Source organism: Methylobacter arcticus (assembly GCF_050917435.1).
Taxonomy (GTDB): Bacteria; Pseudomonadota; Gammaproteobacteria; order Methylococcales; family Methylomonadaceae; genus Methylobacter_A; species Methylobacter_A titanis.
In genome coordinates this window covers 147,291-169,304 of record NZ_CP159583.1, presented here as the reverse complement: position 1 = coordinate 169,304, position 22,014 = coordinate 147,291, and the positions used below count along the sequence as shown (strand labels likewise).

Below are 22,014 nucleotides of genomic sequence, written 5' to 3'. Positions count from 1 at the left end.
CATGTACGAACAAATTTCACATTCTTTATTGAACGAAATCCTCGATGATTTAAAACCAGAAATCAGAAGACAGGATTTAAGGCATTTTTATACCCGCCTGGGCGCTAATTTTTATGCCATTCATAATCTTTTTCATCATTTGTACGGTCAGCGGGATGATTTTAAAGAACAGATGCTGCGTTTGGTCGAGACCCTGGCCCGGCAATACATTAATCGACCCAGGACCTTGAAAAACCTCGATATTGCCAGGGAAAACGATCATAACTGGTTTTTGAGCCAACAATTAGTCGGCATGGCTTTATACAGCACCGGCTTTGCTGGCGACCTGCGCGGCGTTGCCGAAAAAGCCGCTTACTTTCAAGAGCTCGGCATTAACTTTGTGCATATCATGCCCATCCTGCAATGCCCTATCGGCAAGAGCGACGGCGGCTATGCGATCAGCAATTTTCGCGAAGTCGACGACCGGGTCGGCACCTTGGAAGACTTGCAAGTAGTCGCTGAAGAATTCAGCAAGCGCGGAATTTTGCTAGTGCTGGATGTCGTGGTTAACCATACCTCGAATGAGCATGAATGGGCCAAACAGGCGATAGCCGACAATAAAAAATATCAGGATTATTATTACATTTTCGACAACCGTGAAATTCCCGACATGTTCGAGCAGAGTATGCCGGAAATTTTTCCGGAAACCGCGCCAGGAAATTTCACCTGGAATGCGGACATGGAAAAATGGGTGATGACGGTTTTTAATGACTTTCAATGGGACCTGAATTACAGCAATCCGAGTGTGTTTATCGAAATGCTCGACGTGATTATGTTCTGGATCAATCAGGGAGCCGATGTCATCCGGCTGGATGCGGTCGCCTTTTTATGGAAAAAAATAGGCACAACCTGCCAGAACGAGCGGGAAGCGCATTTGATCCTCCAGCTGATGAAAGATTGCTGTCAGGTGACCGCGCCGGGCGCGTTGTTTATCGCGGAAGCGATTGTCGCTCCGGTAGAAATCATTAAGTACTTCGGCGAAGATGCGATTATCGCCAAAGAATGTGAAATCGCCTATAACGCCACGCTGATGGCGCTGTTGTGGGATACCATCGCCACCCGAAACAGCAAATTGCTTTATCAGGGCTTAAAGAGCCTGCCCGACAAACTGGAGCGAGCCACCTGGCTGAATTATGCGCGTTGCCATGACGATATTGGCTTGGGTTTTGATGACAACGATGTGCGCAAAGTCGGCTATGAACCGGCCCCGCACCGAAAGTTTTTAGTCGATTATTACACCGGAAATTTTGAGGGTTCCCTGGCAACCGGCGTGCCTTTCATGCGCAATGAGAAGACCGGGGACGCACGCATTGCCGGCTCTTTAGCGTCGCTGGTCGGACTCGAAAAAGCCTGTCAATGGGGCGATCAGGATCAAATTAATCTGGCCGTCGATAAAATTCTGTTGCTGCATAGTTTGATTTTTGCCTTTGGCGGTATTCCATTGCTTTATTACGGCGATGAAATCGCCACCTATAATGATTACAGTTATCTGGATCAGGTCGATAAATTCAACGATAGCCGCTGGATTCATCGCCCGACAATTAATTGGGAAAGAGCGGAATTAAGGCATAAACAGGGGACTATCGAATACACCGTGTTTAACGCATTAAAGAAAATGATTGCGATACGCAAAGAAACTTCGGCGTTTGCCGATTTTAACAACCGGTATTTGCTTGATACCGATAATGAACATTTGTTCGGCTTTATCCGTTTCGATCATAGCCGTCCTTCCGAACGAGTCTTAGTGATTTGTAATTTCAGCGACCACCCGCAGCATATCGATTTGCAAACCCTGAGCACGTCGGGATTCAGCATGTATGGGCAGTTAACGGATTTGTATTCCGGCAAAAGCCCGACAAAATTTAAAGATCAATTGGTGCTGCAACCTTATCATTTCTACTGGCTGAGCGAGCATTGAGAGCAGAACAAGACAGCGTAGGAGCGGGGCGCGCCCGCGTATTTTGGCAGCGATTGCAGCGTTGTAGCCCCTTCATCGCGGGCATGGCCCGCTCCTACAACTTCCCCTCGCTATTTCTCCAAATAAGTATAAGACGTCAACTCAAGCGGGACGGGGTTTGCAACCCCGTCCCATACGTTTTTACGATACCAGAACTAAGCCGTTACACTTAACTAGACCCAAACGTTTCGGACGGGGCAACATGCCCCGGATGGGTAACGGGAGTGCAAGCTTTGCTTGCGCTTGCAGGCGAAGCCTGCACTCCTGCTATCTGCAATTTCCTTAAAAAACCTTAAACCCCTAAATACGTATAAGAAGTCAATCCGGCAATCAGCTCCCGCTCATAGTCCTGCCGCTGCTGCTCGCTCAGATCGCTGTTCGCCAGCTTTTCCCGATAGGCGGTTTTCAGCTCTTCGCTGTTGATATGCACATAATCCAGTAAATCGGAGACATGCTCGCCTTCGTGCAGGTCGTAAAAATGGTAACCCTTATCGTCGAGTTTTATGTTGATGGAATGGGTGTCGCCAAACAAATTGTGCATGTCGCCCAATATTTCCTGATAGGCGCCGACCATAAAAAAGCCGATCAGATACGGCTGCTTAGTGTCGATTTCATGCACCGGCAGGGTTCTTTCGATGTTCTGCCCGTCGATATACTGGTCGATACGCCCGTCGGAATCGCAGGTTAAATCCTGAATAACGGCGCGGCGCGTGGGCTGCTCGTCCAGCCGGTGGATAGGCATGATCGGGAAGATCTGGTCGATACCCCAGATGTCGGGCATCGACTGGAACAGCGAGAAATTGCAAAACACCTTGTCGGCCAACTTCTCGTTCAACTCCTTTAAGATAGCGGCTTCGCTTTGATTATTAGGATTCAACTTATCCTGGAGCTGGCGACACAACAGCGCATAGTTATTCTCGGCTTCGGCCAGTCCGGTCAGGCTCAGCTTATCCTGAGTAAATTGAGTTCTGGCTTCGGATAAATCGAATTGCGCATCATGGTAATGTTCGACCAGATTATACGGTTCCGGCAGGGCTTGCAGCGCAGCGTGATTGGTGTAAACCGATTCAATATCGGTTACATTGGTGATCAACACCGCATGATGAGCCGTCAGCGCACGGCCCGATTCGGTGATGATGTCCGGTTGCGGAATCTGTTTTTCCGCGCAAATATCGGCAAAACTGCGCACGATATTCTGGGCGTATTCATCCAGGCTGTAATTGATCGACGATTCGCGTCGCGAGTGGCTGCCGTCGTAATCCACGCCCAGTCCGCCGCCGGCATCGACGACCTTGATGTGTGCGCCCAAACGGTGCAGCTCCACATAAAACTGCCCGGCCTCTTTCAGCGCTATTTTGATGTCATGGATATTGGCAATTTGCGAACCCATATGAAAGTGCATCAGCTTTAACGTATCCAACAAACCGGTTTGTTTCAGACGGCCGATTAATTGCAGCAGTTCATGGGCATGAAGGCCGAATTTGGATTTCTCGCCGCCGCTGTTTTGCCATTTTCCGGCGCTGATGCTGGACAATCTGACCCTGACGCCCAGTTGCGGCGTAATGTTAAGCCGCGCCGCCTCCTCGATAATCAATTCCAGCTCCAGAGGCTTTTCAATGACCAGATACAGATTCAGCCCCATTTTCAGGCCGATCAGCGCCAGACGGATATAAGCGCGGTCTTTGTAGCCGTTGCAGACCACCACGCCTTGGTTGGACAGCGCCATAATCGCCAGCAATTCCGGCTTGCTGCCCGCTTCCAGGCCGATATTGTCGGCCGCCAAAATGCCTTCCACCACCTTGCGCTGCTGATTGACCTTGATCGGGTAAACCGGCGTGTAGCGGCCTTGATAGTCATTGTTGACACAGGCTTTGTCAAAGGCGCGGGACAATTGGGTGACGCGGTCTTTTAAAATATCGGTAAAGCGCACCAGCACCGGCAACGACAGCTGTTTGTCGTTTAGCGATTGGGCGATTTCGTATAAATCCAGCGCCACATCCTGATCGGAACTGGGCTTTACCGAAACATGCCCGTCGGCATTGATCGAAAAATAGCCCTGCCCCCAGCTGTCTATTGCGTAGGTTTCGGCGGATTGCTTAATCGTCCAGGTTTTATTCACTGTTTATCTCCATTCGGGTCAATGTTGCGTATTGTATGCGCTAAGAATAGCTAACTTCCATCGGCGGCGATAGCCCAATGCACACGACGGCGCCCCAACAGCATAGCTATTTACACAAATCATAAGAAAATTCCGAGCTATTTCTTGCAATGTGGCACCGGATCAGCAAAATAGTCAGCCAATCCCCTTAAGTCGCGGAAACGCCACTTCGCGTTACGCCCTTTAGCTACGCTCAGGACAGACTTTATTAGCTGATGTTAAGCACAGTCCTCATCAGGAAGTAGGCGTATCGATTGCATCTGCGCCAGCGCAATCGGATGGCCTAAAGAAGCCGCCTTGGCAACCCACATCATCGCCAGATTGTCGTCTTTGGCGACACCCTTAGCTTTTAAATAACAATTCCCCAGCAGCTGCATCGCATCGGCAAAGTTCTGCTTTGCCGCCAGCTCTAACCAATAAATAGCACTTTGCGGCTTATCGTAAGCTAAAAAAAGCACCGCCAAATCATTTTGGGCACTGGCATCACCGGTATCGGCACGTTGAATCAAAGCAATGGTATCGGCTTCAAGAACCATGCAAATATCGTTTTTGATCGAATCGAAACAAATCATGGCTTTGTTTTTATCCTGATGATTGGAGGCGCACCGTAAAGTGCCATCGGCAAGACGGCGTCTTAGGGTGCTCAAGCTCCATTCGGTTAATGTGGCGGCGGTTTGCAGACTGATATTTGGCATGCTCTATCCTTTGGTTGATGCAGGTAATGCGTTTGACGCGGTTTTTTGCTGGTCATTTCTATCGTGACGCGGATTTTTGCTGATCATTTTTAGGGTGACGCGGTTTTTTGCCGGTCAGTTCTATCGTGACACGGTTTTTTGCTGGTCATTTCTATCATGACACGGTTTTTTGCTGAGCATAATGTGGTTTATGGCGAGTCTCAATAAAATAATACCTTGAGTTGAATGTTATAAGCGATTTTATCGCTAACAATCTTGCTTATATTTTATCTCAAAAAAGGCTAATGACTTGTTTTAAGGGTAATTATCAATCCTGCCAACAATTAAAACTCATGGTTACGCGCGATATGGCATGGCCTGTGCTTTTATCTTATCGTTAGCGTTTATTTTTCTAATTTAAAGAGGATTTACTGATGAACACATTACCCATGAACAAAGCACAACAAGGTTTTACCTTAATCGAATTAATGATCGTGGTCGCGATTATTGGTATTTTGGCTGCCGTGGCAATTCCGTCATACCAGGATTATGTAGCGAAGGCTAAATGGGGTGCGGCTTTAGCTGAAGTAGCGCCAGGCAAAACAGGCTTCGAGGTTGCACTTAACGACAGCTTGACTCCGGTACTTGTTTCTCCGCCTGGAGCCACTACTGAGGCATTTATTGGTGTTCAGGCAAGCAATACTAACAGTAATATTGCGATTACTACAGCAACTTCGGCGGGTGTTCTTACCGCTACAATCGTAGGGGGTCCTGAAGCTGTTAATGGAAAAACAATTACTTTAACGCGTACTGCCGCTACAGGAAAATGGGTTTGCACATCGTCCGCATTACAAAAATTTATGGGGCCAACCACCGTTTGTACTGGCGCTTAATGTAATCAAATAATCAAATGTCGTGAGCCAGTAGATACTCTCTTGTCTCGTTCCCAAGCTCCAGCCATGTAAGGAGGGCAACGCTAAGCTGCCCACGCGATTAACCGCATAAGCGGTCAAATCGCACCCCACACAAACCATCCAATCGGTCACCGGGTTGGGTGGTTTTTTTATGGATGCTGATTGCTTTTATGTCTCGTTCCCAAGCTCCAGCTTGGGAACGAGACATCAAGACTGCCAAAACTCATCATCACATTTGAAGATTAATGTTGGGTTACGCGACTAATAAACACCATGATCACCAATATCAATCAATAATACCTTACCATCATTCATTAGTCTTAATGTAAGCAATACTCGATACTGTATATTAACTGATGTTACGCACCCACCCTTCAAAAAGCGTATTATTTCGGGATGGAAAAAATAAAATTAGAATTATACACAGACTACCTGATCTGCAATAACGGGTTTGCGACGGCGACCGGATTGTCGGCAATGATGGAAGGGGATATAAGCCATGACCAGATGACGCGTTTTCTGGCATCGAAAGCATTTACCTCCAAAGACCTGTGGGGGCAAGTTAAAGCGACAGTACGCCAGATAGAACGGGAAGATGGTTGCTTGATATTTGACGATACCATTCAGGAGAAGGCCTGGACGGATGAGAACGAAATCATGTGCTGGCACTATGATCACTGCAAAGGGCGTTCGGTCAAAGGAATCAATTTGCTGAACGCCCTATACTATAGCGGGGAAGTTTCAATTCCCGTCGCCTTTGAAGTGGTGCGCAAGCCTTACCAGTTCAGTGATGTGAAGACCCGCAAGGTCAAGCGGGCCAGTGAGTTCACCAAAAATGAGCTGATGCGGGAGATGATAGCGACCAGTGTGGCGAATGCCATCAAGTTCCGCTATGTGTTGACAGACAGTTGGTTTGCCAGCAAGGAAAACTTTGAGTTCATCCTGAAAAAAGACAAGCACTTCATCAGCGCCCTAAAGGATAACCGCTGGGTGGCTTTAACAGAAGACGACAAGAAAGAAGGCCGTTTTGTACGGATCAGTCAGCTGGAATTGGCGGATCAGCAGGCGGTGCGCGGTTGGATGAAAGGTTTTCCTCATGAGGTGCTTTTCGTCCGCCGGGTCTTTACAAACAAAGACGGCAGCATCGGCCTATTGAATCTGGTATGCAGTGATTTAGCGTGCAATGGCGAACAAGCCGCCACGATCTACCAAAAACGGTGGAAAGTTGAGGAGTTCCACAAGTCATTAAAATCCAATGCGGGGTTGGCAAAGTCACCAACCCGTACGGTCACTACCCAGAACAACCCTGTCTTCATGTCGATCTATGCGGTGTTCAAGCTGGAATGTCTGAAGATAAAACACAAGGCCAATCATTTTGCGCTAAGAACTAAGCTGTTTATCAAAGCGAACCAGATAGCTTATGAAGAGTTGCAAAAATTACTGGCTGCGTAACATCAGATATTAATAGAAATTGAATGGCAGTGCTTTGTCTTAATAGCATGTAACCTTAAAGATGGATGGGAAGGATCTATTGATAATAACTTGAGTGCTTTAGCGTATTGATTAATTAGCTCTGGATGCTTTTTAAAAAATTTTATTTCTCGTTTAATATAAGAATCGGGCCGAATAATCTTAAGCGCCATGCTCAATCTCTTGTCTTAATTGTTCGGCAAAATCATCTATATCATCAATAACACGGTACTGACCACTGACAAGGCATTCCTCTGCTTCATAAATCGCTTTTTCTAACTGATATTCTCTGTAGTGATTAAATTCCTCTATATCTAAAACAATATATTTAGTCTTTCCGCGAACATCAATTAAAACTTGGTGTTCATCACTATCCGTCATAGCCCTTTCAATACTTGAAACACCACTACGCTTTAAGTCATTAGCAGTAATCACTAACATGTCTAGCACCTCATCAAAAAGAGTCATTGTAGCACTCAAATTAGCGCTATTAATAGCGCTAACAATAAAACAAAGAGGTGCAAAAAAGCCATGTAAGCAGCGCTTTTCTGCCCACGCAACACGAACCAATGGGGTCAGACTCGATTGAAAATACCCATAATGACAGTTATGTTAAATTGTGATTTCTATTGTGCTTTGCTAATTTACGTTACAATAAAATTTTATTTTTGCTTTGCTATGTTCTGGAGTTGTTCGTGCTATCCGGGAATGTCGTTACACTCAACCTCAGGCTAATAGCTTGAATTCCACCAGTATCCAATCTAAAGCATGACCCAAGAATAGCAATGCGATTAACCGATCGACAACGCACCCTTATTCGCGCAACCGTTGCCGAAACCTTTGGCCCAGAAGCCAATGTCTGGCTGTTTGGCTCAAGGGTAGATGACAGCAAGCGAGGAGGAGACATCAATCTGTTAATCGAAACCAGCCGAATTGATGTCGATGCAATAGCCAGAGCTGAGATTTCCTTCCTGACCAAGCTGCAAATGAAGCTCGGGGAGCAAAAAATAGACCTATTGATCGATTATCCGTCACGTAAAACTCGTCCGCCCATTCTTTCCATTGCCAAACAAAGCGGTATTTTGTTATGAATAACAGTGTTGCAATACTTCGGCTACAAGATGCATGGCGCGAATGCGAACGCAATATTTATCATTTGTGTCACGCATTAACATTACTCGCACCCATTTTGCCGATGACAGGGAAAGGCTTTGAGTATCTGACCGATGCGCAGGTACAAAGCCTAGATCAATTCATTCTGCGTTTTACAAAATTGCAGGATGCTATGGGCAGTCGTTTATTTCCGGCACTACTGCAATATCTGCAAGAGCCTTATGAAGAGCGCCCAATGCTGGACAAACTCAACCGATTGGAAAAGCTAAGGTATCTTCATAATGCAGAGGCATGGCAGAACATCCACAATACGCGCAACAAATTCGCCCATGATTATCCCGATGACTGGGAAAAGAATGCCGCACTGATCAATCTGGCCTGCGAGGCCGCTGAAGACATGTACAACATTTTGACCGGAATAGAAGAAAAACTGAAGACCGATCAGCCTGCACTTAAGTTAGGCAAGTCTTTGCCCGTGGACTATCCTAAGCAATTGTCCCTTTGAAAACGAGATGAACTGTTTAAGAACAATCAGAACAATGACAATCAGCCATGTGGGCAAAGCTAAGCTGCCCACGCGATTAAGCGCATAAGCTGTCAAATCGCATCCCACAAAAACCATCCAATCCGTCACCGGGTTGGATGGTTTTTTTACGGGTGCTGGTTGCTTTTATGATATATTCTTTAACATGAAATTAAAATTTGATCGTGAAGTTAGAAAATCAATTGCTGATGAATTGAAAAAGATTTCTAATTTTGGCGGTGCCGGATTGGGCTTTATGGGCTATTCAAGTAACAGTCCGGCAATCCTATTGGGGGCATTTATCTGGTGGATAGCTTGCCAAACCATCTCGCATCTACTCATGTCTATTCAAGACGAAGAAGGGGAATAAAATGACCATTGAAATTGCTGCACTTTTAGGAATGGGACTTGTTGTTTTATGGGGATTGATTGCTTTGTTATTTGCAATCAAAACTGCCAAAAGTCATCATCACATTGATACTGGCGCGATTCATTCTAATTAAGCCGGGAAAAATAAACCATCCAATCCTTCACCGGGTTGGGTGGTTTTTTTATGGGCGTCATTCCGGTTTTTTGGTGCGCAAAACCGCGCTGCTCACAGTTACCGACAACTCGCTCGTTTCAGCCGGTCATTGACTGCCTGCCAGGCTTCGGTATCGGGTGGAGATTCGGCCAGTAGCACGCCAAATTCAGCGCGATCAAGCAAACGCAAAACGGCATACAGTTTTCTGGCATATTCCGCCGGGGTATCGGGCATAAAGCACGGCGTAAGCGCTGGATTTTCAGGCTGTTCTCTGTGCTCAGCGCCGATGAACATCACTGCCGTCCGTATGCCGGAACCCGCCAATTCATCACGGCGCCTTTTCAGGTCATGTATTGGATGAACCTCGAAACGGGTTTCCGGCGTGTAATGCGATTTGAGCAGTCCCGGCGCACGAATGTCACCGACTGACGCCGAGGTGATAATTTCAGTGCCGAGCACCTGTTGCAGCGCCGACAGCGAGATTGACCCGGGCCGCAATAGTCGGGGTTGGTCATTCACCAAGCTAAGAATGGTGGATTCCACGCCCACACGACAAGGGCCGCCCTCCAGAATAAGATCGACCCGGTCACCCAGTTCCGCGCGCACATGTTTTGCCCGGGTAGGGCTTACCCGGCCGAAACGGTTGGCCGATGGCGCGGCGATACCGCCGTCGAATGCCTTTAGCAACGCTAAAGCCACCGGATGATCGGGAATGCGTATGCCTACCGTTTCTTGTCCGCCGGTCACCGTCAACGGCGCGTTTCTCCGTTTCAGGATCAATGTTAGCGGCCCCGGCCAAAAATGTTCCGCCAGCCGCCAAGCTGATGCAGTCATATCTTTCGCCCAAAAATCCAGGTTTTCGGGGCTGTGCAGGTGAACGATCAGCGGGTGGTCTGCAGGACGTCCCTTGGCCGCGAAGATACGACGCACTGCTACCGGGTCGGAGGCGTTGGCGCCCAAGCCGTAAACAGTTTCGGTAGGAAACGCCACTAAACCGCCGTTGCGCAGCAATTCGGCAGCGGTATTGATGAGGCTTGATGAAGGTTCTTGCATGGGTTTTACTCTCTATTTTTGCTGGTACGCTAGTGATGACTAAACCTTGTGGGCGCGAATTTATTCGCGCAGTGACAGCCAAGTGCGCGAATAAATTCGCGCCTACCTAATTGTTAAGCTCTTAACCTAATGACGGTGACGCCACCCGGCCGCTCCCACACGTTTTATTCATTCGTGCTTTTCGCGGACAAAAGCCATCAACCGGTATTGCGCATCCCCGCCGCAATCGCGTTGATGCTGCGCAATAAGGGTTTCATCCAGGGGCTTTCGGCCTGATTTTCAGGGTCGATTTCCCGCACCCGGCGCAATAAAAACACCTGTAGATAATTGAGCGGCCCCAGATAAGCGTCGCGGCGCTGCAGCGAGGTTGCCAGTTCCGGATTTTCCGCCAGCAGCCGGTCGGTGTTGGCGATTTCCAAAATCCACTCCACGCAACGCTGGTGTTCGCTGGCGATTAAGCCATAAACGCGCTGGCCGGTTTCCGGATCGACGCACAAACCGGCGTATTCCTTGGCGATACTCATGTCCGATTTGCTCAGCGCCATTTGCGCGTTACTCAACAGGTTGCGGAAAAACGGCCAGTCCCGGTACATGGCCTGCAATTTTTCCAGGCGCTCGGGTTTGCCTGCGCACCAGCTCGAAAGACTTAAGCCGATGCCATACCAGGCTGGAAAAGTCTGCCGCGACTGTGCCCAAGAGAACACCCAGCCAATAGCGCGCACCGAATTTTTCGAGCGATCGCCCTTTTTGCGGTGCGACGGCCGTGAGCCGATATTGAGGCCGCCAATTTCGCCGACCGGCGTGGCTTCGTAGAAATAATCCAGGAATCCGGGAGTACGCTCGGTCAGTTCGCGGTAACCGTGTTCGCCGATCCGAGCCAGTTCATCCATCACTAATAAATCTTCGGCACGGTCGCGCTGTACCGCTTGCACCAGACTGACACTGGCCTTGAGCAGGCCGGTCACGCCCATGGTCAATTCGTAAATGGCAGTTTCCATGTTGTTGTAGCGGTAAAACAGCACCTCGCCCTGCTCGGTGAATTTAATCTTCCCGCGCACGGTGTCGGGCGGCTGCGCCAGAATGGCTTCATGGGTTGGACCGCCGCCGCGTCCTACGGTACCGCCGCGACCATGGAACAAGCGGCACTTGAGTCCATGCTGTTCGGTAATCGCGATAATCTGCCGTTGCGCCCGCGACAGCCCCCAAGACGAAGCCAGAATGCCGCCGTCTTTACAGGAATCGGAATAGCCCAGCATGATTTCCTGACTGTCCCCGGAAACCCGCAGCAATTCACGGTAAACCGGGGTATCGAACAGGCGGTTGAGCACGTCTTCAATCCGATTGAGATCGTCAATGGTTTCAAACAGCGGACTGACGTCGATATGACAATACCAATGGCCGCCAACACGACCCACAAGACCGTTTTGCGCTGCCAGCAACATGACCTCCATAACGTGACTGGCCGAGTGGGTCATTGAGACCACATACTTGCCGAAGCAATCCGCACCGATTTCCCGCCGCATCCGCGCCATCACCGCGAACAGTTCCAGGGTTTCACGGCTGGCGGCAGACAAGGCGCCGTCATCGTAAATCAGCCCGCCCGGTACGGCGATAGCTTCGCTCAACAGGTCGAGACGCTGATTTTCATCCATGCCGTGATAATCCAGGCTCAGTGCAGCCGCCAGAATATCGGCTACGGCGTCGGTATGTCGGTTTGATTCCTGGCGCACGTCCAGTTCCATCAGATGAAAACCGAAGGTTTCCGCCAAGCGGATGACGTCGCGCAGTTCTAAATCGGCAATAGCGGCATCGCCGTGCCCGCGCAAGGAGGCGTCGATGAGGCGCAAGTCGGTTAAAAATTCCGCTAAATTTTGGTAGGCGTGGTGATCCGGCGGCGGTTGTTCGCCGCGCAGGCGTTGCTGAACCTGCATCAGGGTGCAGTTCATGCGGTATTTCATCAGCGCCAGCTTGTGCCGGTAAGGTTCTTGCAGATAGGGCTTTTCCAGCTCCACTATCGATGCGCCAAGCGCCCTGCGGTTTGCTTCCAGGCTGGCCATGAACTCGGTCGACAATTCACAGAAGCCATGAGAATGCGACATCTGTTCGTATAATTCGCCCAAGCGGCGGATGTGTTCTTGCAAAATGGTCTGCGCTTGCAGGCGCAAGGCCAGCACCGTAGTATCCGGGGTGACGTTGGGATTGCCGTCGCGGTCGCCGCCGATCCAGGAGCCGAAGCGCAAAAAACTGGGCACACGGATGTACAAGGCCGCCTCTTCACCGTACACATCAACGATGGAACGTTCAAAATTGCGGTAAACCTGCCCCGTCGCCTGAAACAGCGACAGTGAAAAATAGAACAATCCGGCATCGATTTCATCGGCCACGCATAATTTTCGGGTGCGCACTTCGTCGGTCTTGCACAACAATTGAATCTGGCATTGCAGACGGTTGAGCAGGTCGCGGCGGGAATACCCCTTCAGACGATTATCGGCCAACGCATCATGGCTTAAAAATACATTGCGCAAGGCGCTTTTGACGGTACGCCGTTTGGCTTCGGTCGGATGAGCGGTCATCACCGGCAGGTACAACAATTCGTCCAGCAGTATCTGCAGCTTATCCGCCGTTACCCCGGAAGCCTTGAGCGCCAGCAAGGTATCGTGGAAGGATCCGGGCCAATAGTGCCCGGTCTGCCGCTGTCTGCGCAATTTCAAATAATAGGATTCCTCCGCGATATTGAGCAGGCTGAAATAGCGATTGAATACCCGAATTACATCGCCGATAGCGTCAGGACTGAGGCCATCGACAGCCTCCTGTAAATGCAGCCGTTTCGGCAGACTGCTATCGCGCAGCAAGCCGGTGAACCGGCGTTGCAGGCGCTCGACGGCGGCACTGACTTCGGTCGGCGCCTGTGCTTTCAATACCCGTGTCAGCACCGATCCGAGTAGGCGGATCGAGTGGCGGAGCACTTTGTCATCAGATGAGGGAGGCATTAGCGGGTTTCCTTACGGTTAGTTAAAAAAAATTAGGCAAAGGCACAAGCTTCACTGCCATTCAGTTAGCATTAAAGCCTAACTATTTTCGGCTTAGCGCAATGGCAGCGACGTTCCCGTGTGAGAACGATAGCAATCACCTTATTCATGCGCTTTAGCATAGCGCTGAAACTTGTTATTGTTAAATAGAATGTTTAGAATGAAAGTATCGAAATTTACGATGTATTCAGCGACTATGGAACGTATCAACTATCAGCATTTGTTTTATTTTTGGAATGTGGTGCGCGAAGAAAGCATCACCCGTGCCTGCGAAAAACTGCACTTAGCGCAACCCACTATTAGCGGCCAGCTATCGGTATTTGAACAAGCGATCGGGGAAAAACTGTTTTACAAGAACGGGCGCAAACTGGTGCTGACCGACACTGGGCGCATTGTGTTTCATTATGCGGATGAGATTTTTTCTCTGGGCCGGGAACTGACCAATACCCTGAAAGGCCGTCCCAGTGGCGGGCCGTTGCGGTTGATTGTCGGGGTGGCGGATGCCTTGCCCAAGCTGGTCGTTTATCGCCTGATCGAACCGGCGTTCCGGCTACCGGAGCCGGTGCAAATTCTTTGCTATGAAGACAAGGCGGAGCGGCTTTTGGCGGAAATATCCTTGCAGAACGTCGATTTGGTGTTGTCGGACGCGCCACTGACGCCAAATAGCGACGCCAAGGCCTTTAACCACCTGTTAGGCGAATGTCCCGTTACTGTGTTTGGTACAGCGCAACTGGCCGCTGTTTATCGTGCTGATTTCCCCCGCTCGCTGACCGGTGCGCCGTTTTTATTGCCGACCGGCAACACTGCGCTGCGGCGCTCGCTGGATCAGTGGTTCGATGCCGAAGGTATCAGCCCGAAAATCCAGGCAGAAATTGAGGATAGTGCGCTGATTAAGACCTTCGGCAGCGGCGGCGTGGGTTTATTTGTTGCGCCAACCCCGGTGGAGGCCGAAATCCAACGTCAGTACGATGTCGAGGTTGTCGGCCGGATTGATGCGGTACAGGAACGTTTTTATGCCATTACCGCACGGCGGAAGCTGAAGCATCCCGCCGTAACCGCCATTTTAGACAACGCCCGTGAAAAGTTATTTTGACAGCAACTCTAGTTGCTCAAACTAAGCACTATCACGGAATGGAATAGCTAATCATCTTACTTCGCGGTTTTGAAACGGGCAGCCGCTCCTAACAGTCCGACCACGAAAAAAGCCGTACCGACAAGGGTGAATCGTAGATTCGTTTCCTGGATAATCAGGTCGCCGGTAGCATAAAGCATGATAATAACAGCGACCGATCCCCAGCCGAGAAAACGCAACCCAGCGGCCATAATAAGTTTACCTGGATCTTCCGATTCGCTTACCGGCGTGTCCATTCGATAAGCCACAAAACCGCACATCAGCGCGGGCAAAATTCCCCAGCGCATATGTTGGATGAAGCTTTCCAGAAAGCTGAAATTACCTTTGTAGTAAGCTAACTCGAGAATAAGCGCGGATACTGTGGTGCTGACAATGAACCCCGTTATCATCACGGCCATATAGAACCCATAGTATCGATCGGATTGTCCCCGTTGATGTCTGAAGGCGAGCGTCCGTGAAATAAAGACCAGCGCGATCGGAAGGACATAGATCGCAATGGCATAGACGATCCACCGGAGCGTAGTGTAATCAAAGTGCGCCAGCGGTTGATCGGGAAACAGGAAAGCATTGTGCAGCGAGACCGAAATCTCCCGACCCAACATGACTCCGATGGCGGTGGCCGCCGTGAACAGCAGAACATATTTATAGGTGTGTTTCAGGCGGGCCTCGTGGACGTTGCCGCCGAGCTGCTTCACGGTTGCCCATATCTCATTCTCGCTTGCGCTCCCGAACACGACCAGAGCGGCGAGTAAGCGACACAGCAGGCCGGTGAGCTGATCCAGCTCCTTGATCAGGTTAACGGTCTTGGTATAGTGGGGTTCCGCTTCTTTCCAGACGGTCACTTTTTCCGACATCGCATTGTAAGAGATACAGATTTCCCCCCATTTCAGAGAGGGTTCGTTGAAAAGACGACGAAAGGACGATTGGTTGGCGTAGTTCTGCATCTGGTCAAAAAGAAGGCAATTATGAGCCCATTTATACTCGACCGTAGCGCTGGATTTTTCGAAATCGCCGGGGTCGATGCTCGGCACCAGCAGGCGATTGCCGATTTGTGCTTTTAAGCTATCGTCAACCGCCGATAATCTTGAGCTAATGAGCGCGTTATAGACCTCTACCGCTTTTGTCGGAATGGCGAAAGCGTCATGGATGCTGTCCCTTAATATAAGTAAGGGGTTAAACCGGCTTTCCCAGGCGATAAAAAATAGAAACAGCCCGGCGGCAATCAACGGTATGATCGTGTTTCCGTCCAAGCCATTCAGAAGATTCACTAATTCTCCAGCGCCAAGGTTCTTCACGATCAGCGTCACCAGCGGTTCCAAGGGCAGCCACAGCCAAGTCAGTAAGCCATAAAGCGCTGCCATAAATGTGCAGTACGTTGCAATTCCTATCCAGTAGGTGCTTCTGCGGATAAAGTATTGGGGTAGCGTCGGTTCAGCGCCTAACTGAATGCGGCGTTTTTGGAAGGACCGATAGGCGAGGAAGAATGCGGCCCCGGTGCCAAGAAGCTGCACCGCAAAGTTAATCAAGAGTTCGGAAGTCATGGTGCGGCTGCTCCTACGTACGTTTCACAAGGTTTCGAGTTCAGGAAAAATAATCAAGTCCCGCCTGATGATAAGTGCGGGATCAAGTGATCGTATTATAGCAGGACATAGCGTGACCAGGTCTCTTCCAGATTTCGGGGTGAATCGAAACGGCTTGTCAGGGCAATATTATGGATTTTGCTTGCCATGTCGTCACCTCAAGTCTATTGAAAATTACAGATTTCACTCACGACCCAAAGTAGTATAATTTTACAAAAAAATACTACTCCATATAGTTAGGTGATGACGTATGAATAACGCACTAATTAATCTAAATGCATCACTAACTGAAGCTGACGCGCAACCCACCAAGGATTCTTTAACGGATTTAGTGGCTCCCCCCGTCGACGCATTGCTACATGAACTCCAGATACACCAAGTCGAACTGGAAATGCAGAACGAGGCGTTGCGCCAATCCCATCTTGCCCTGGAAGCATCTCGTGCTCGTTACTTAAACCTCTATGAGCTTGCTCCGGTTGCTTATCTCACCCTCACCCACGAAGGCCTGATCCACGAAATCAACCTCACCGGTGCCGCGCTTCTTGGCATAGAGCGAAGAGAGCTAATTGACTGTCATTTTTCTGCCATCGTCGCCCCCAAAGACACCGACCGATGGTATCTTCTGTTCAAGAAATTGATGCGGCACGAAGAAGAAAAGCATGCTGTCGAACTGCTGCTCCGGCGCAGTAACAATGCTGATTTTCATGCGCTGCTTAACTGTCAGCGGGTGACCACTGAGGTCAATGCACTGGCGATGCATATCTCACTGACCGACATCACCAAATACAAGCACGCCGAAGAGGCTTTGCGTAAGAGTCAGAGAGATCTGAATCATGCCCAGGCAGTCGCTCATATCGGCAGCTGGCGTATAGATCTCAGTAATAATAAGCTGGAATGGTCTGACGAAACTTTTCGAATTTTCGGCATAGCCAAAGGCGCCCCTTTAACCTACCCATTATTTCTTGATTGTGTCCACCCGGCAGACCGGCAATTAGTTGACGCAGCATGGAAGTTCGCACTTACCGGAAAACCTTACGATATTGAGCATCGAATTATCGTAGACCAGAAGATTAAATGGGTGCGCGAACAGGCTGAAATCGAATTTGATGATGATGGCTCTCTGCTCAGCGGTTTTGGTACGACTGAAGATATTACCGAGATCAAAAGCAGTCAGGAGGCATTGCAACATGAACGCGCCTTCCTCAGACAAGTCATCGATGCGGTACCCAATGTGATTTTTGTCAAAGACCGGGAGGGGCGGTTTCTTTTAGGCAATGAGGCTTTAGCCCAGTCCTATGGCACAAGCACTGAGGGTTTAATCGGGCTAACTGAGGAGAGCTTTAATGCCAATGTCGATGAAGTGACTCGCTTCTATCAAAATGACCTCCTCGTTATAAATAGTTGTATGCCCCAGTTCATCCCGGATGAAAAAGTCACCCATGCCGATGGCTCTGTGCATTGGTACAATACGGTCAAAATTCCGCTGATCGACAACAATAAGTGCAACAAAGTGCTGGTTGTGGCGACCGACATGACCGACAGCAAACGTACTGCGGAAGCACTCCGCTTGGCCAATCAACGTAAAGACGAATTTCTGGCGATGCTGGCCCATGAACTCCGTAATCCGCTGGCACCCATCCGCAATACTGTGCAATTGCTGAACAGGCAGAAAATCACAGATCCCACTCTGGCAAAGGCTTGTCATGTTATCGACCGTCAGGTGACTCATATGGTACGGCTGCTTGACGACCTGCTGGATGTAGCTCGCTACATCCAGGGTAAAATACGATTGCAAGTCGAGCACCTTGAGCTTACTGACATTATCAATAATGCTGTAGAAACCAGCTATCCCCTGATTGAATCGCGTGGACAGGCGTTAATCATTGCTCAGGCTGCGACGCCGCAATGGATCCAAGGCGATCGCGTTCGGTTAGCGCAAGTGCTGTCCAACTTGCTGAATAATGCCGCTAAGTACACCAACGAGGGCGGTAAAATCACGCTAAGCGTGACACAGGAAGGCTCTGATGTGGTCATAGATATCCGGGATACCGGCGTCGGCATTGCTCCCGAGATCCTGCCGCAGATATTCGATCTTTTCACCCAAGCCGACCACTCCCTAGCCCATTCGCAGGGCGGTCTGGGCATTGGCTTGACGTTGGTACGTCAACTGGTTGAGAAGCATGGCGGCACGGTCACCGCAGCGAGTGCCGGCATCGGCCATGGCAGCACCTTTTCGGTACGGCTACCGGCTGTATCGAAGGCTTCATCAGGTGTTGAAGTCGAGATAACTGAATCCGTATTACTGACGCCAAGATACCGCATTCTGGTCGTGGATGACTATGACGATGCTGCCGAAAGTCTGATGATGGTGTTGGAAGCGGAAGGCCATCAGGTGGAAATAGCCAACTTCGGCATCAAAGCGATTGAACAAGCACCCGCTTTCCACCCGCAGGTGGTGCTGCTCGATATTGGTCTTCCCGATTTGAACGGCTATGAGGTAGCCAAAAAGCTACGCACATTACCGGAGACCCAGAATGCGATCCTGATCGCCTTAACAGGTTACGGACAACCAGCAGATCTTGAACTTGCTCAATCTGCGGGTTTCAACCATTACTTACTCAAGCCGGTAGATTTTGAGAGGTTATTTACCTTACTGGCATCTTCGCCAGAAGAGCATTCCGACAAGGACTGATAACCGGGAACTCTTTACCAAAGAGTCCGTAAAGCCACTTCCTTCAGGTGGGGGATGTAAAGATGATCTTGACCTATTTTGTTTCCAGCCATTCCGTTAATGCTAATGTTATCAACTTAGCTATTGAAATTGATCTTCGCTGGGCTTTGTCATGTCATATTGAGAATAGTTCGGGGGTCATCCGAATGTGAAACCGCTTAAGCTGTTTGGCCATAAAATGAATGGCGTACCATTGGGTGCGATGAAACCCATAATTAAAACATTGTCAGTCAGAGTCCACGATAAACACGCCAGCGTGTTAAATCGTATGGCGTTTGACGTGAATCAAGTCTGGAACGCCGCTAATGCGTATTCGGATGAATTTTCTTGGGTTCCGGTGCCGGAAGTTGGCTACATGAATTTTGGCACCTCGGCGTTTGAGTTGATGAAAGACTTAAAAGGCATCCGCAAAGAACGCGGCATGATAATCGACTCGACGGCGGTTCAGGAAACCATTGCCGTTCATGCCAAAGCCAGAAAGCAATTCAAGAAAAACAAATTGCATTGGCGCTGCTCCGGCGGCTCTAAAAAAGCACTAGGCTGGGTTCCGTTTAAATCGGGTGCTGCTAAGTGGGTCAATGGTCAGGTCAGATACGCGGGACTTTATTTCAAAATTTGGGATAGCTACGGACTAAGTAACTTTGATTTTCGTTCCGGTTGTTTTAGCCAGGATGCACGCGGTCGATGGTATTTCAATATTGTCGTTCATGTTGACGCTGACATAAGGCAGGCGGAAGGCGGTCAAATAGGCATTGATCTTGGATTAAAAACCACCGCCACCTGTTCCAATGGCGATACCTTGGCAAGACAGGATTGCTACCCATGGAAATCGCCGCCACCATTATTGCCATGGGACATATTCTTGGCTTTAAAGTTTTGGCCGAAGGCGTGGAAACGGCAAAGCAGCTGGCATTTTTACGGGAAAAAGGCTGTGATATGTATCAGGGTTATATCAAAAGCCGCCCTATACCCGCGCAAGAGTTTGCTGAATTATTGCGTGATCAGCAGCAATGGGTACATGCGCATACCCAAGCGCCGACCCTACTCGGCAAAGATGTATAGCCGAAACAACTATCGCCTGACCCGCAGGGCAATCCATTTGATGAAGTTCAGCCAGAACAGGTTGCTCCGCTTCGATAACGCTAGCCGGACCTGTTTCAGGAGCTTGCGCTCCCGATCAACCTATAAGACGCCCGCCGCCCCTCTTTCTTTGCTGTCGCGTGAATCGGCAACAACGCGCTTAGCGGCCTCTCACTATCGTGCACCATTCGCCGACAATGTTGAGCAAGTTCCTCGCCGAGTGATCCACCGAAACGACCTCTTTGATGTTGCCGTTTGCCTTTGCCGCGCGCACACTGGCGTCACCCCGCGCCAGCAAGCCCAGAATGGATTCCGCACAGGCTTTGCCCTCCTTCAACGAACCAGAGGGAGCCGTTTCCCCTGTCGCTATATCACCTCAGATAACTTCGGTCCCCATAACCCCTTTGATCGGCGAATCGACGATCATGCATCCACTGAGCCCAACGACGAGACTCATCACGCCAACAGCCAAGAATGGTCTCAGGGTTACGCGTCTCTGCCCTGCGGCTTGGTCGGAAGCGCTTCCCTGTCCGTTCTTCAGTAATCTCCCTTTTAATTCTGTCGATGTATCTTTGATTTGTTCCAAAGTCATAGCTGCTCTCCCAAAAATTAGACATTTAATGAGCTTAATCGCCCATTTCTGTTAATGATAAAGACTCGGGTCGTTGGATCCGATAAGAAGTAGGATATAACCTTGGCTTCCAGTGCCTTCAACTTGCTGCTGCACATAAATCCGAAGATATTTTTCGTCCGGCTTGATACCTCTACTCAGGAAATGAATGTAAAGCAGGGCACCTCGTCCGTCTGTACGATAGCGTACCTACGAACGAAAGTTTGCCCGCTATTAGGTTAAGGGCTTGGCATTAGGTGGGCGCGAATTTATTCGCGCATTTGGCTGTCACTGCGCGAATAAATTCGCGTCTACGCTGTTCAGTCATCACCGTCTTTTCAGTTTAACTTAATGGCAGTGCCACGGGAGAGCGAATAACTTGTGTAGATAAGCCGCCCGACGCGTAGGTCTACTGACCGCAACAAATGCGGTCGAGACGCCCGCGATCCCAGATAAAAAAACGACACCTGGGCTGCACCCAGCACAGCAAAGGTTGTTTTATGCCTAAAAAATGCCGAGTTCTACTATAATACCCAGCTATTTATTGGTTTCTTCAGGAATACATCATGCTAAATCCCTCCCAGTGGTTTACCGAGCAAGTCCCAGAGGCTGGATCGGCCTTTTCGTTAAAAATTAAACAAAAGTTGCACGAGGAGCAATCCGAGTTTCAACATCTTGAAATCTATGAAACCGAAACCTTCGGTAACTTGATGGTGATTGACGGCTGTACGATGGTATCGACCCGTGACAACTTTTTTTACCATGAAATGATCAGTCATCCGGCTTTGTTCACCCATCCCGAGCCAAAAAGAGTGTGGATTATCGGCGGCGGCGACTGCGGCACGTTAAGAGAAGTGTTAAAGCATCCCTCGGTAGAACAGGCGGTACAGATTGACATTGACGAGCGGGTAACGCGTCTGGCGGAAATTTATTTCCCCGAGTTGTGCGAATCCAATAACGACCCCAGAGCCGATTTGAAATTTATCGACGGCATTAAATGGGTCAAAGATGCCGAGCCGAATTCGGTGGACATTATTATTGTTGACAGTACCGACCCGATTGGCCCGGCGTTAGGTTTATTCAGCGAAGACTTTTACCGCGATTGCTTTGCCTGCCTGTCGGAAAACGGCATGGTGGTGCAGCAAAGCGAATCGGCGCTGCTCCACATGAAGCTGATCGGCGAAATGCGCGGCGCGATGAGCACCTCCGGCTTTAAAAATTTGCAGACCTTATTCTTTCCGCAATGCTTGTATCCTTCCGGTTGGTGGAGCGCAACGATTGCCGGCAAAGGCGATTTGAGCCAGTTCAGGGAACAAGATTGTGCGAACAAGCCGTTCGATACGACTTACTATAATGCCGATATACACAAAGCGGCTTTGGCTCAGCCTGAGTTTTTTAAAAAAGCGTTTAATTTGTAAGCAGTTTGGG

At 49.5% G+C, this 22,014-nt stretch carries 17 protein-coding genes; 11 read left to right on the top strand and 6 right to left on the bottom strand.

Annotated features, from left to right (window positions below; all coding sequences use genetic code 11):
• Position 1 precedes the first annotated feature (1 nt).
• Complete coding sequence (locus ABXJ76_RS00745) at positions 2-1,957, top strand: alpha-amylase family glycosyl hydrolase (protein WP_432743189.1); 1,956 nt, start codon at positions 2-4, stop codon at positions 1,955-1,957.
• A 331-nt stretch (positions 1,958-2,288) separates the two neighbouring features.
• Here the strand turns inward: ABXJ76_RS00745 and speA are convergent, their stop codons facing one another.
• On the bottom strand, positions 2,289-4,115 hold the full coding sequence (speA, locus tag ABXJ76_RS00740) for a biosynthetic arginine decarboxylase (protein WP_432743187.1): 1,827 nt from the start codon (positions 4,113-4,115) through the stop codon (positions 2,289-2,291).
• A 257-nt stretch (positions 4,116-4,372) separates the two neighbouring features.
• Entirely contained in the window at positions 4,373-4,849 is a 477-nt protein-coding gene (locus ABXJ76_RS00735; RefSeq protein ID WP_432743185.1) for a tetratricopeptide repeat protein, read from the bottom strand.
• Positions 4,850-5,262: 413 nt separating this feature from the next.
• Between ABXJ76_RS00735 and ABXJ76_RS00730 the strand changes: the two genes are divergently transcribed.
• Positions 5,263-5,721: a pilin gene (locus ABXJ76_RS00730; RefSeq protein WP_432743183.1), complete on the top strand. Its 459-nt coding sequence runs from the start codon at positions 5,263-5,265 to the stop codon at positions 5,719-5,721.
• 417 nt (positions 5,722-6,138) lie between these two features.
• Complete coding sequence (locus ABXJ76_RS00725) at positions 6,139-7,194, top strand: IS701 family transposase (RefSeq protein WP_432743181.1); 1,056 nt, start codon at positions 6,139-6,141, stop codon at positions 7,192-7,194.
• A gap of 180 nt (positions 7,195-7,374) precedes the next feature.
• Here the strand turns inward: ABXJ76_RS00725 and ABXJ76_RS00720 are convergent, their stop codons facing one another.
• On the bottom strand, positions 7,375-7,653 hold the full coding sequence (locus ABXJ76_RS00720; protein ID WP_340122837.1) for a type II toxin-antitoxin system Phd/YefM family antitoxin: 279 nt from the start codon (positions 7,651-7,653) through the stop codon (positions 7,375-7,377).
• Positions 7,654-7,997: 344 nt separating this feature from the next.
• On the opposite strand from ABXJ76_RS00720, the gene ABXJ76_RS00715 reads away from it, so the two are divergent.
• From ABXJ76_RS00715 to ABXJ76_RS00700, 4 genes are all read left to right on the top strand, one after another.
• Positions 7,998-8,303 (top strand): nucleotidyltransferase domain-containing protein, encoded by a 306-nt coding sequence (locus tag ABXJ76_RS00715; protein ID WP_432743179.1) that lies wholly within the window; start codon positions 7,998-8,000, stop codon positions 8,301-8,303.
• Entirely contained in the window at positions 8,300-8,830 is a 531-nt protein-coding gene (locus ABXJ76_RS00710) for a hypothetical protein (protein ID WP_432743177.1), read from the top strand. Before ABXJ76_RS00715 ends, ABXJ76_RS00710 begins: the two co-directional genes overlap by 4 nt.
• Before the next feature lie 184 nt (positions 8,831-9,014).
• Positions 9,015-9,218 carry a hypothetical protein gene (locus tag ABXJ76_RS00705; protein WP_432743175.1) on the top strand — a complete coding sequence of 68 codons (204 nt, stop codon included), beginning with the start codon at positions 9,015-9,017 and terminating at the stop codon, positions 9,216-9,218.
• A 1-nt stretch (position 9,219) separates the two neighbouring features.
• Complete coding sequence (locus ABXJ76_RS00700; RefSeq protein ID WP_432743173.1) at positions 9,220-9,351, top strand: hypothetical protein; 132 nt, start codon at positions 9,220-9,222, stop codon at positions 9,349-9,351.
• A gap of 98 nt (positions 9,352-9,449) precedes the next feature.
• Here ABXJ76_RS00700 and ABXJ76_RS00695 read toward each other — a convergent pair whose 3' ends face one another.
• Positions 9,450-10,424, bottom strand: a complete 975-nt coding sequence (locus tag ABXJ76_RS00695; RefSeq protein WP_432743172.1) for an L-threonylcarbamoyladenylate synthase — start codon at positions 10,422-10,424, stop codon at positions 9,450-9,452.
• A 197-nt stretch (positions 10,425-10,621) separates the two neighbouring features.
• Positions 10,622-13,414 (bottom strand): phosphoenolpyruvate carboxylase, encoded by a 2,793-nt coding sequence (gene ppc, locus ABXJ76_RS00690; protein WP_432743170.1) that lies wholly within the window; start codon positions 13,412-13,414, stop codon positions 10,622-10,624.
• A gap of 199 nt (positions 13,415-13,613) precedes the next feature.
• Between ppc and nhaR the strand changes: the two genes are divergently transcribed.
• On the top strand, positions 13,614-14,546 hold the full coding sequence (gene nhaR / locus ABXJ76_RS00685; protein WP_432743168.1) for a transcriptional activator NhaR: 933 nt from the start codon (positions 13,614-13,616) through the stop codon (positions 14,544-14,546).
• A gap of 56 nt (positions 14,547-14,602) precedes the next feature.
• Here the strand turns inward: nhaR and ABXJ76_RS00680 are convergent, their stop codons facing one another.
• Entirely contained in the window at positions 14,603-16,126 is a 1,524-nt protein-coding gene (locus ABXJ76_RS00680; RefSeq protein WP_432743166.1) for a hypothetical protein, read from the bottom strand.
• Positions 16,127-16,415: 289 nt separating this feature from the next.
• On the opposite strand from ABXJ76_RS00680, the gene ABXJ76_RS00675 reads away from it, so the two are divergent.
• From ABXJ76_RS00675 to speE, 3 genes are all read left to right on the top strand, one after another.
• Positions 16,416-18,857, top strand: a complete 2,442-nt coding sequence (locus tag ABXJ76_RS00675; protein WP_432743164.1) for a PAS domain S-box protein — start codon at positions 16,416-16,418, stop codon at positions 18,855-18,857.
• Positions 18,858-19,098: 241 nt separating this feature from the next.
• Entirely contained in the window at positions 19,099-20,520 is a 1,422-nt protein-coding gene (locus tag ABXJ76_RS00670; RefSeq protein WP_432743162.1) for a hypothetical protein, read from the top strand.
• 632 nt (positions 20,521-21,152) lie between these two features.
• Complete coding sequence (gene speE, locus ABXJ76_RS00665; protein ID WP_432743160.1) at positions 21,153-22,004, top strand: polyamine aminopropyltransferase; 852 nt, start codon at positions 21,153-21,155, stop codon at positions 22,002-22,004.
• Positions 22,005-22,014 lie beyond the last annotated feature (10 nt).